Raw genomic sequence first — 11,263 nt, 5'->3', positions numbered from 1 at the left:
TATAGATAATTCAAATAAAAACTACAGCTTCGACTTCGCTCAGCTAGCTTACACCGAGGGCTGAGCGAAGTCGAAGCCCGTCTACAAGTTATTTAAAACAACTATAAATTTAAGGGTGGTAATCACCGCAAACTTTGGGGATTAATTCCTGCTTTGATGGCGGTTAGTATCCCGATCGCTTCCCAATAATTTGTAACGGTAATTCCCTTGAGACCGAGCATGTCAGGGGTAACATTTAGGGCTGTGTGATTTTCCTTGACAAAGATGGTTTGGACATGAGGAAACGGATTCAAGGCAAGTAAACCCGCACCACCGCAGGCACTATAGGGTGTAACGATCGCGCTAATATCATCCGCCGTAATATCTTCAGGTTTAAGCCAAGCGCGATCGCGAATAATCTTGGGAGCGCGACTCAGCCCCACCAAAACACAGGGCAAAAATGTATAGCCTAACTCCTCGGCGGCGGCGCGGGGCGCAACGCTGGCATCGAGGGGCAAAGGTTGCAAGGCAGGGGCATGGGCGCAGGGAATCGCAAATTCGCGAACGATCGCATGACTGATGACAGCTTCGGCTCCTGCGAGGGCATCCACGCCTTTACCTTGGCGATAGTTTTGTAAGGCTTCGCTATCGGGATCGTCAGGAAATCTTGCCACCACTGCGATCGCCTGCACTTGCGAAACTTTAATTAATTTTTCGGCGGCTCTCAACAGACTATCGAGATTGGCGATCGTCCCCCATGTGGCTCCCGAATCTCCTGAACGCAGCTCTACTCCAAGGTCGCAATCCGTAACTATCACATCGGTAATATTTAATCCCAGCGTTGCCTGCGCCGCCGCGATCGCTTGACGATGACGCAATTCTAAATCTGACTCCATGCCGCGATCGAGAATTACGCCAATGCGATTAGCCCTCACAGGACGCAATCCCCAGTCTCCCCTTGCCATGCGATCGAGGGCATAGCCTTCGGTATATAAAACATTGGGCATCGACCAATATAAACTCGCGCCGTTTAGTACATTGGGATGGGTAATTACATGGTCGGCAATGGTAGCGATCGCCCTCGCCACTGGCAAGGCATCTCCCGCATAGCCACCAATTGCGGCATTAATGCCAGTCGGCACTAGTAATAAGACATTAAATGATTGTAGCTGCATGAAATTCAGTAATGATAACGAAGTTGAGCAACTAGCAAAGAATCAGTTTCCGCTTTATAAATAATGCGATGCTCGTCAGTAATACGTCTCGACCAATATCCCGAAAAGCTATGTTTTAGAGCTTCGGGTTTACCGATGCCTTCGTAGGGATTGCGTTGAATCTCTTTGATTAACGTATTAATGCGTTTGAGGATTTTGGGATCGGTACGTTGCCAGTAAAGATAGTCTTCCCATGCATCATCAGAAAAAGTTATCGTCATTCGACAAGTTCTCTTTGCTTGCCCTTACCAGATTCAAGATCGGCGATCGCCCTAATTAACCTCTGAGCATTTTTTGGGCTACGTAATAAATAAGTTGTTTCAGCAAGAGCTTCGTAGTCCTCAAGTGACATAATCACCACCGAATTTTGATTTTGACGGGTCACAATTACAGGATCATGATCATCACAAACCTTTTCTAAGGTTTTCGCAAGATTGTTGCGAACATAGGTATAAGTAACTGCATTCATAACTAGTCACCTAGGGATTATATGTACAGTACATTGTACGTGTCTATGAGCCTAAATATGCCTCTAAAACTTTAGGATCGGTTTGAATTTCGGTGGGTGAGCCATCGGCGAGGTTGTGACCTTCGGCTAAGACCCAGACGCGATCGCACAGAGACATAATCACATCCATATTGTGTTCGATAATCAAAAAACTCATCCCCTCTCGATTCCATGTTTGGATATAGCTGCAAATTTCTTCAATTAAGGCAGGATTTACTCCCGCAGCAGGCTCATCCAACAGGATTAATTTGGGATCGGTCATTAAGGCACGGGCGATCTCTAATAATTTACGCTGACCGCCAGATAGAGAACCAGCATAGTCATCAGCCATCCTGATTAAGCCTACGGATTCCAGAATATGTCTTGCCTTCTCGCGATTTTCCCGTTCCTGAATCGCGATTTTTTGACCTTGAAACCAAGTATTCCAAAACTTTTCCCCCACTTGATCCTGTGCGGCTAGCAACATATTTTCTAACACCGATAGGCGGGACAAGACGCGAGGGACTTGAAAGGTACGAATCATGCCTAATTTGGCGATCGCATGGGGTGGCTTGCCTTGGATGGGCATTCCGTTAAATTGCACCGTGCCGCGATCGGGCTTGAGAAAGTTCGACAGTAATCCAAAAAATGTGGTTTTTCCTGCCCCATTGGGACCAATTAATCCTGTGATGCTTCCCGCAGGGACTTCAATCTGGGCATTACTGACGGCATGAATACCGCCAAAGGATTTCGATATATTTTCAGCTTTTAGAATTGGGGCGATCGCCATAGATTTTGGAGAGTTGCAAGATTTACGAAGGAATTACCCGAATCAGTCCAGTGCAGAAAGCTGCATCATAGCTAATAACAGGTAAGTTTTCAATCTCAGCCTGAGCAATAATCATCCGATCAAATGGATCTCGGTGGTCAATTGGTAAACTTCCTGCTCGTAGCGCATGGTTTGTGGCGATCGCCATTTCAACAAATTTGGCTTGACGCAAAATATCTGAATACTGCTCGACAATTTGTTTGGCTTCAGGTAATTTACCAATGCGATATTTAGTTGCGATCTCCCAAGCCGATACACTGCTGACAATAATTGTGTTGTCTGGATTACGAATAATATCTCGACAATTTGTGTCTAACTTTGGATCGTCAAAAATCCACCACAAAAGGATGTGAGTATCAATTAGATAGCTCATTCCCATTTTTGAAGTTCCTCTTCTGGCAATGGTTCAAAAAATGCATCGCCAAGTTTTCCTGTTAATAAACCGGGGATGCGAGGTTGCGATCGCTCTTTATTTAAACCTAGTCGAAAGTAATGTATTAAGTCATAAATTTCGGCAAGTTTTTCTTCTGGTATATCTTGCAATTCTTGAACAATTTTGTGAATTAGCATAATACTTAGCTTTATGATTGAAAACTTTCTAACTCATCACGAATCAATACACCTGTTCCACAAGCTACTTTATGCTCGAAAAATTCTTCAGAAACTTTACAGGATTCCGTATGAATGCGTTCGACCTTGTCACGAATAAGCTGAATTGTTGTTCTGCTTTGTTCAACAAAAATTAGGACATCTGAGTAAGTGTAAACATGACCATTAATTAAATGCCACCTACGAGTTTTATAGAGTTGATTGTAGAATTTCTGAACTTGGGATCTGATAAAAATATTAATAAAATCATTAAGTCCAGTATCCAATGCGCCCAAAGCATGAAATTTAGCCATAGCCTCATGGAAGAGACCATCTACATCCCCTGCACGAATTTCATTTAAAGCATTTCTCCAAAACATATCCCAACCTGAACCAGAGTTAAGAAGTGCTTCAATCTCATTCAGGAGACCACGAGCTTGATCGATATTCATTAAGAAACACCTAATTAGTTCAAAATTTTTATTTCATCAGTAAAACAGCAAATCAACTGTATAGATATTCCATAACTTGTTTGTCAAATCTTTCAAAGAAATGAGACTCTTGCTTATGTACTTGTGTAAGAAGTGCGTTACGCTTAATAAACTCATGACGATCAAGAATTTGACCAATCTGATTAACTAGTTGAAATCCCCCAATAACCATCAAAGGCACAGAAATAATATTTAAGACAGGAACTAAAGCAGGAATAAAGGCAGGAATAGCTGCAAACGCTGCGCTGCTTAATCCTCCAATGAAAGCTCCCTCAAGTGCATCTAAGAAAACAGCAACGATCGCTTGATCTATTTCTATCTCACCACGCTCAACTGCTAGAAAATGCTCTAATCCAGAAATCAATGTTGCGGCGATCACCCCAGTAATTGCCCCCATAGCCGCAGCATTACTAATTTCTGCCATTGCTGCTTTGAATTGATAGTTACTTGCCGCATGATTAGGATTATTTGTTCCTTTGTTAACTTCAGATGCAGAGACATTAGATTCTTTGACCTTAGAGTTTTTAGGTTGTTTGGTTTGACCTTTTGGGGTTCTAATTTCCTGCTTACCATAGTCCCCACTTTTAGCAGCTTTATCAGCTTTCACAGAACTACGTTTGTGCTGTTGCTCTTGATTGAAGCCAGATCTTCTATCCTTGATAGAAACATCAGGGGAATTCTTAGCATTAACACCAAGAACATTAACTTCATATTTCCCCCCTAAATTTATGGCTTGATCCATTGCGTCAAGATACTCAAAAGCAATTCCCTCTCTAGATTCTAGAGAGGTCTTGGCTATCCTAGACATTTTTGCTTTGAACTTAGAAGAAATGTATCGAACCTTTTCAGATACAAATCGAGCGTCCCCGTTAGATTGAAACCCAAAACCAGCAGCAAAATTAGAGTTAGCCGATTGCTCGTTGTCTGTCATTTAGGTATTTATAAATTGATTGCATAAATGTCATTAAAATTATAGATGGTACATTTGGTTAATGTCTATTATTAGCTATTCCCATTAGACAATACTTCGGACAGTTTCAAAACCTTGCATCACCGATCCTGTATAGAGCTAGTATTTTGGTATTTATTTAAATTACCGTTAGCATTTGAGCCAACAGCCAATTAAATCAAAGTATCGCCCTACAAGCTTTATAGCCACGTTAAAAAAGTGTCCGAAGTATTGATTAGAGTAATACTTATAATTTTTTAGACCACACTCAAATAGCTACCCTACTGTGTAGTAACTATCATGCAATTTAAAGATCTCACAACTGAAGAACTAAAAGGTGTGATTCGTGAAACCGTCATCGAATCCTTAGAAGATCTTTTGCTAGACATATACGCAGGAAAAACAGTCAAAGAGCAGTTTCAGCAAGAGCTATTGGCAATTCGTTAACGTAGAAAAGCGGGAACTAAAAGTATTTCGGCAGATGAAGTTAAAGTGATTTTTGTGTCCGCGGTTTCTTTGTAGATATTTTTTGGAGTTTTTGGATTTGTTTTGGGGTTAGCCCAGTTAATGGAGACACTAAATCTGGAGACATATTAGAACGCAACATGTTGAGCGCAATTTGGTTAGTTGCTTCAACCTTGCCCTTAGCTAAACCCTCAGCTTTGCCTTTAGCTTCTCCTTTAGCTAAACCTTCGCGCAAAATTTCTTGATAGACTACTGACTCTTCCATGATCTCACTCCTGAGTAATCGTTGAATTACTTCATGATCTAATGCTAACCCAGAGATAATTGCTGTGGCAGAAGCGACATTACTAGATCGTCATCGACTGAACGAGGGCAGCGATCGCAATTTTTATTAACGAACGATATATCTACCCTACAATTGCGAGCTATCAAGAAAATCAACATTTTCGTAGAGAGCCGATAAAGGGAATTGGAGATCGATGCTAGTTATAGGAATAAGAGGATCAGCTTGCTCAAAAGTTGTCTCCTCGATCGCTATGGACTGATATTCCCAAGCCCGATCGCTATGTCTTTGATAAACTTCGACAATAGGACGCTCTGAGTCGATCAGGATATAGGCTTGCAGCATATCGATCGCCATATAACTTTTCTGCTTAATACCGCGATCGCGTGCTTCGGTAGTAGGAGATAAAACTTCCGCAATCAGCACAGGATATTGCAAAAAATCACGGGAGAAGCGATCGCGATCGTCACAGGACACGACCACATCAGGATAATAATATTTTCGAGATCTTATGAAAACCTTGGCATCGCTAATAGAAATTTTGCATCCTTTTCCACGCAAATGAGCAAGCAGTAATGCCCCTAAATTAAGAGGGATTTGGCTGTGAGGGACTGTGCCGCCTGTCATCGCAATGATTTTACCGTTTTCATATTCATATTTTTCTTCTTGCTGACTTTCCCAAACAAGGTACTCATCGGCAGACATAGTGATTTGACGATCTTCTTGGCTTACTTCTGGAATTAGCTTTGGTTGAGCAATCATCGACTTAATCTCCTAAAACAACATTCAGTCATAATTCCTAAACTGTCATCGCTTGGACAGGAGCAGAGATCGCTGCCGTGACAGGTAACTCACAGCGATCTTGATAGACACTTAAGTCAAACCAGAAGGTCGTCCCCACACCAACTTCACTCTTGATATTAATGACGCTGTGATGCTTCTCGACAATATTACGGACGATCGATAGCCCCAACCCAGTGCCTTCAAGGGTATGCACCTTATCCTCAACACGATAAAAACGATCAAAAATGCGATCGCAGTCCTCCGCAGGGATGCCATAGCCTGTATCCTCCACCTCTACCCGCACATAGTTGACCGTACGATGGGGCTGAGTAGTGGTTTGGTCTTGCCAAGGATAGATGCGAATGGTCACTTTACCGCCCATATCCGTAAATTTCAGGGCATTACCGACCAGATTCGATAAAACCTGCAAAATTAAATCGTAATTGCCCCAGATTCTTTCTAAATTGGGGGCAATTTCATAGATCAGATCGATTCCCTTAGAGGAAGCATTCAGTTTGTAAGTGCGTACCGTTTGTTCGACGGTTTCCGAGAGGTCGATCGCCGTGAAATGGTATTGCCGTCCAGACTCTAAGCGCGATAAATCCAACACATCATTAACAAGGCGAGTAAGGCGATCAGTTTCGCTATTTGCCGTACCGAGAAATTCTTTTTTCTGATCGTCACTTAACTCATCGCCATATTCATGCAGAGTTTCGATAAAGGACTTGATGTTAAATAGGGGCGTGCGTAATTCATGGCTGACATTGCTAATAAACCGACTCTGAGCTGCATTTAACTCCACTTCACGGGTGATGTCCTGAATCGTGATCGCAATCCCTTTAATCGCATTGCTGGAGCTTAAAACGCTCGTAATCCAAATTCTAAAGGCATGGGCAAGCACCGAGTCTTTTTCCCCAGATGCCATGATCCGAAATTCTCCCCCTTCACGATCGCCTGTCGCAATTTGCATTAACGATCTCCCCAGATCGGCACTGAGGCGATCGGGCAAAATATTGAGAATGCTTTTACCTTGCCAATTATTTTTTTCTAAATCCTGTTCCCACCCCATGATTTTGATTGCCGCAGGATTGGCAAGGACGATCCGCATATCCGAGTCAAGTAACAATGCGCCATCCGCGATCGTAGAAACTAAGGTTTCCAGCTTTGCTTTTTCGGCGGTTAACTCCTCAATATTCTGCTCCTCATACTTTTTGAGACGCTGAGCCATGTCATTAAAACTGCGAATTAATTCCCCCAACTCTCCGCCAAAAGGCAAATCGATTCTTTGTTTAAAATTTCCCTTAGCAATATTCTGTACCCCCGCGACCAATTCCCGCAGCGGTCGGGTAATGGTTACCGAATTTGAGGCAGCACCCAAAATTACCATTGCCCAGATCGAGACAAATACTGCCGTAGTCACATCTAGAGTCAGGCTCGATGAGGCAACCGCCGTAGGATTGGGATTAATGCCGATCGCGATAATGCCTAAAGCCTTGCCGCCATGCTGTAAATTGACGAAAATATCGGTGACTTCGCCCTGCGGTGTGATATGTTGTCTCACTAAAGGGCGATCGGGACGCATCATCGGATCTTCGGGTAACTGAATACGTCTTCTGATACTTAAAGAATTTTTGACCTCGTTAGAATTAAAAGGAATACCATAAAATATTTCTCCATCAGGATCGGCATAGAGAATGTAGCGAATGCTGGAGCTACTATCGTAAAATTCTTTAGAAAGACGGGTCACTTCTTCTAGATCGTTTTTGGCAACTAAGGGCGCAACATTAGCCGCAAGTAACAACCCTAAATCTTTGCCAAAGCGCGTATCATTAAGTCGCGCATCAGTCTGAATATCGTTAACCGCCCAGAAGGTGACAGCACTCATGAGCAAAGAAACTAGTAACGTAATTAACGCCATTAGTTTTGTTTGTAATGAAAATTCTGTCCACCAACGTCGAGATATATTATAAATTTGAAGCAAAAAGTTCATCTTTTTGTAGTCATTTGTCAGACTTTTCGTTTAATATGTGCGATCGAAACGCAAGGATGAGGATCTCAAGATGGACGAGGCTAGCATTGTCAGTGCTCTACAAGAAGACCTTCAAAACTATAAGGTAAAAACCCAAATCCGCCGCAAGGAATCTCAGTTACACGTTTTGATTACCAGATCTGAGGGGGACGATCTTGACTATGCATCCCTCTATGATATTGTGAAACGCCGCATTGATAGATTGCCAATTGATGGCGCGGATAGCTTAATTGTCTATGGTAGGCTAGCTGGGGCAAAACATCCTGAGTGGCAAAGAACTGGCGATATTAAACCACCTTTGCCATTAATTGAACTCGATCCCGACGAACTAGAAGATTTTGATAGTATTAGTGAGCTTGGTAGTCTAGTATTTCCCGATGATGGAGAGGAAACTGAGATTCAGCATAAAAATCTGGAAACAGAGCTTGCGGATGAACTAAGCAGTTTTAAGAGCAGTATCGATCAGGATCTTAAAACCGCAGTTAATAATGGCAACAACGGGAATAATGGCAATAATGGTAATAAAGGTAATAACGGCAATAATGGTTTTGAGCGCCATGAAACCGTGAGGGTTAGTAATGGGGACTTTGACTTTGACAATCTCGATCTGCAAGCCTTTAAGCTAGAGGGTATTCCCAAAGATGAATTTGAGTTAGAGTCTTTTGAAACCGAGCCTTTCGAGCTAAGTAGTGGCACAAGTAGTCAAGAGCGCCAAGAACGCCAAGAGCGATCGCCTTTAGAACAGAAAAATGACTTGCTCGAAGATGAGGACTTTAGCCTAGATATGCCTACGGTTGCGGTTCCTGCATCCTTACCCATGCCACTGCCACCACCACTGCCACCGACCAAACGCATCCCTAAAAAAGTTGTCTCGGAGGCTGAGACAGCGATTGAACCGGTTAAAACCGCCTATCCGCGCAATAAATCCTTACTCTTTTCGGGGGCTTTTGCCTTAGCTGCGGTCACCGTACTGGGGGTCTGTTGTTGGTTAGTGTGGGATCGCTCTAACCAGCAGCAATTCTTAGCCAATGCACGTAACTTTAGCAATCAAGATGTCAACCCTAAAAAGATCGCTAAACTAGAAACCCTTGCTGAAACTCGCAATAATCTCCAAAGTATAGTTTCTCAGTTAGAAAATATTCCCGATCGCCCAGCTTCTTTATACGCAGATGCTCAAGCTGAGTTAACTACCTTACGACCTAAGCTAGCGGATTTCGATCGCAGGATAAATATCGAGCAGGATGCCAATAAAAAATTAGAGTCTGCCAAAAACATCACCATTGATGCGGCGAAATCGACCCAAAATCCACCCCATAAATTTACCGTTTGGAAATCGGCTCAAGAGAAGCGACAGCAAGCGATCAAGATGTTGGAAGAGATTCCCACCGACTCCCTTCTCTATCCCGATGCGCAAAAACGCATCAAGACCTATCGCAACGAGCTAACGCAAATTAGCAAATGGGCGGAAACACAACAGAGGGCTGAATCTTTGGCAAATAATGTCAATCCTGCCACCGTAAGCCAGTTGAAAAAATTGAAGGCAAAAGCACCAGAAAAGCAAAAGTTTGTCCCTCAGTGTCAAACCATTCTGCAAACCCAAATTTCTAATGTGGATGCTCAGCGCATAGGTTTATCCAATGCGGCGCTTACGGAATATCTATGTACTTATTTCTGGGATTCTTAAAATGACTTATTCTCTGCGAATTGTAGATATGGCTGAAAGCGATCGCCCAAGGGAGAGATTACTCAGTCAGGGAGTTCGCAGTTTATCTAATGCCGAATTAATTGCTATTTTGCTGGGGACGGGACAGGGGGCAGGCAAACTCTCCGCTGTGGGGCTGGGGCAGCTAATTTTGCAAACCATTGGGAAAGACCGCACCAGCGATCCTGTCGCCGCATTACAAAGTATCTCGCCACAGGAATTGATGCAAATTGAAGGAGTGGGTCCCGCGAAGGCAACGGCTATTTTGGCGGCGATCGAGTTAGGAAAAAGAGCGCTCTATGCTAAACCGCCCGATCTCACTGAAGTTACCGATCCTGCGATCGCTGCTGCTGCGCTGAGTCAAGACCTCATGTGGCAACCCCAAGAGCGTCTTGCTGTAGTGATGCTAGATAGTAAAAATCGTATTATTGCCCAGAGGGTGATCACGATTGGTACAGCAACCGAAACCCTCGCCCATCCCCGCGATATCTTTCGGGAAGTTTTAAAGAGTGGTGCGGTCAGGCTAATTGTTGCCCATAACCATCCTTCGGGAAATACAAATCCCAGTAATGAAGACATAAAACTGACGCGCCAACTACTTGAAGCGGCAAGAATGCTAAGTATTCCACTCTTGGATCATTTAATTTTAGGAAATGGAACCTTTTCCAGCATTCGCGAAATGTCCAATCTATGGAAAGAAGTTCCCCAAGAGGAGTAATACCAATTCACAAAAGCGTTGTCACACTTTCGTGAATTGGTATAAGAGATAGTCAAAACCCCAAAGATGAGTGGCGGCGCGAAGCGCCACCACTCATCTTATAGCAAGTTCCTTATTGTAAGAATTAACGTTTTTTCATCTGGCTAACTTGTTGTTGCTGTTCGGGAGTCAAGACACTCTTCATTTGCGCTTGGGTATTTTCCCTGATTGTCTTCAGTTGTTGCTTTTGCGCATCAGTGAGATTTAGCGACTTCCATACCCCCTTATGATCGCCAGACTGTTGTGATTTTTGGAGGATGTCGCGTTGCTCGGGAGTCAATACGGCATCGGTTTGAGTCTTCGCATTCTCACGAATAGTTTTCATTTGAGCTTTTTGAGCATCTGTCAAGTTCAACTTCTTCCAGCCATTACCATTATGAGGTTTACGGGTTTCGGTGCTGCTAGGTTGAGAAGAATTTTGAGCCGAGACAATGCTAGGAATTGTAGCTACTCCAACCGCCATACTTACACAAGCGATCGCTGCCAACTTTTTGATGTTAAGAAACATTTGGTTTTCCCCTTTTGTAGAAGGCTTAATTATCTGTACAGGGGTTTTGACAGGAGTCACCTGCAAAAGGTTCAAAGTATTTTTTATAGCTATAGTCAGTTATGTTATGACAAAAACAAAACCCAGAAGAGTGTTGCGGCGCTTCGCGCCGCAACACTCTTCTGGGCTTTATGTCTTAACTTATTTGGCTATAGCTATA

15 protein-coding genes are annotated in these 11,263 nt (G+C 43.2%); 3 read left to right on the top strand and 12 right to left on the bottom strand.

Translation table 11 applies throughout. The features are described from left to right. Window positions 1–122 precede the first annotated feature (122 nt). The 8 genes from AC805_RS09190 to AC805_RS09155 are packed head-to-tail and all read right to left on the bottom strand — an operon-like array spanning window position 123 to window position 4,519. Window positions 123–1,154, bottom strand: coding sequence for a DUF3326 domain-containing protein (locus AC805_RS09190; protein ID WP_055075151.1), 1,032 nt, complete (start codon window positions 1,152–1,154; stop codon window positions 123–125). Window positions 1,155–1,159: 5 nt separating this feature from the next. Next, window positions 1,160–1,414 (bottom strand): Txe/YoeB family addiction module toxin, encoded by a 255-nt coding sequence (locus AC805_RS09185; RefSeq protein ID WP_055075150.1) that lies wholly within the window; start codon window positions 1,412–1,414, stop codon window positions 1,160–1,162. Further along, on the bottom strand, window positions 1,411–1,662 hold the full coding sequence (locus tag AC805_RS09180; RefSeq protein ID WP_055075149.1) for a type II toxin-antitoxin system Phd/YefM family antitoxin: 252 nt from the start codon (window positions 1,660–1,662) through the stop codon (window positions 1,411–1,413). The genes AC805_RS09185 and AC805_RS09180 overlap by 4 nt, the downstream gene beginning before the upstream one ends. Window positions 1,663–1,705: 43 nt before the next feature. Then, window positions 1,706–2,470, bottom strand: coding sequence for an ABC transporter ATP-binding protein (locus AC805_RS09175; RefSeq protein ID WP_055075148.1), 765 nt, complete (start codon window positions 2,468–2,470; stop codon window positions 1,706–1,708). Window positions 2,471–2,492: 22 nt separating this feature from the next. After that, window positions 2,493–2,888 (bottom strand): type II toxin-antitoxin system VapC family toxin, encoded by a 396-nt coding sequence (locus AC805_RS09170; protein ID WP_055075147.1) that lies wholly within the window; start codon window positions 2,886–2,888, stop codon window positions 2,493–2,495. Beyond that, window positions 2,879–3,079: a hypothetical protein gene (locus tag AC805_RS09165; protein ID WP_055075146.1), complete on the bottom strand. Its 201-nt coding sequence runs from the start codon at window positions 3,077–3,079 to the stop codon at window positions 2,879–2,881. The genes AC805_RS09170 and AC805_RS09165 overlap by 10 nt, the downstream gene beginning before the upstream one ends. A gap of 11 nt (window positions 3,080–3,090) precedes the next feature. Continuing rightward, on the bottom strand, window positions 3,091–3,549 hold the full coding sequence (locus tag AC805_RS09160; RefSeq protein WP_055075145.1) for a hypothetical protein: 459 nt from the start codon (window positions 3,547–3,549) through the stop codon (window positions 3,091–3,093). A 52-nt stretch (window positions 3,550–3,601) separates the two neighbouring features. After that, window positions 3,602–4,519, bottom strand: coding sequence for a hypothetical protein (locus tag AC805_RS09155; RefSeq protein ID WP_055075144.1), 918 nt, complete (start codon window positions 4,517–4,519; stop codon window positions 3,602–3,604). Between the two features lie 318 nt (window positions 4,520–4,837). Here AC805_RS09155 and AC805_RS26190 point away from each other — a divergent pair, with 318 nt between their 5' ends. Next, window positions 4,838–4,984, top strand: coding sequence for a hypothetical protein (locus tag AC805_RS26190; RefSeq protein ID WP_197278680.1), 147 nt, complete (start codon window positions 4,838–4,840; stop codon window positions 4,982–4,984). A 40-nt stretch (window positions 4,985–5,024) separates the two neighbouring features. Here AC805_RS26190 and AC805_RS09150 read toward each other — a convergent pair whose 3' ends face one another. The 3 genes from AC805_RS09150 to nblS form a co-directional block, all read right to left on the bottom strand. Further along, a complete protein-coding gene (locus tag AC805_RS09150) occupies window positions 5,025–5,267 on the bottom strand; it encodes a hypothetical protein (RefSeq protein ID WP_055075143.1) in 243 nt (80 codons plus the stop codon). A 147-nt stretch (window positions 5,268–5,414) separates the two neighbouring features. Continuing rightward, a complete protein-coding gene (locus AC805_RS09145; RefSeq protein WP_055075142.1) occupies window positions 5,415–6,047 on the bottom strand; it encodes a Uma2 family endonuclease in 633 nt (210 codons plus the stop codon). A gap of 37 nt (window positions 6,048–6,084) precedes the next feature. Beyond that, window positions 6,085–8,058 (bottom strand): two-component system sensor histidine kinase NblS, encoded by a 1,974-nt coding sequence (gene nblS, locus AC805_RS09140; RefSeq protein ID WP_055075141.1) that lies wholly within the window; start codon window positions 8,056–8,058, stop codon window positions 6,085–6,087. 37 nt (window positions 8,059–8,095) lie between these two features. On the opposite strand from nblS, the gene AC805_RS09135 reads away from it, so the two are divergent. Continuing rightward, complete coding sequence (locus AC805_RS09135) at window positions 8,096–9,781, top strand: hypothetical protein (protein ID WP_156341362.1); 1,686 nt, start codon at window positions 8,096–8,098, stop codon at window positions 9,779–9,781. Between the two features lies 1 nt (window position 9,782). After that, a complete protein-coding gene (gene radC, locus AC805_RS09130) occupies window positions 9,783–10,517 on the top strand; it encodes a DNA repair protein RadC (protein WP_055075139.1) in 735 nt (244 codons plus the stop codon). A 124-nt stretch (window positions 10,518–10,641) separates the two neighbouring features. Here radC and AC805_RS09125 read toward each other — a convergent pair whose 3' ends face one another. Beyond that, window positions 10,642–11,139, bottom strand: coding sequence for a Spy/CpxP family protein refolding chaperone (locus AC805_RS09125; RefSeq protein WP_231662589.1), 498 nt, complete (start codon window positions 11,137–11,139; stop codon window positions 10,642–10,644). Window positions 11,140–11,263 lie beyond the last annotated feature (124 nt).

Origin of the sequence: Pseudanabaena sp. 'Roaring Creek', assembly GCF_001402795.1 — a bacterium.
Classification (GTDB): Bacteria; Cyanobacteriota; Cyanobacteriia; order Pseudanabaenales; family Pseudanabaenaceae; genus Pseudanabaena.
This window is presented reverse-complemented; position numbering and strand designations above follow the sequence as displayed.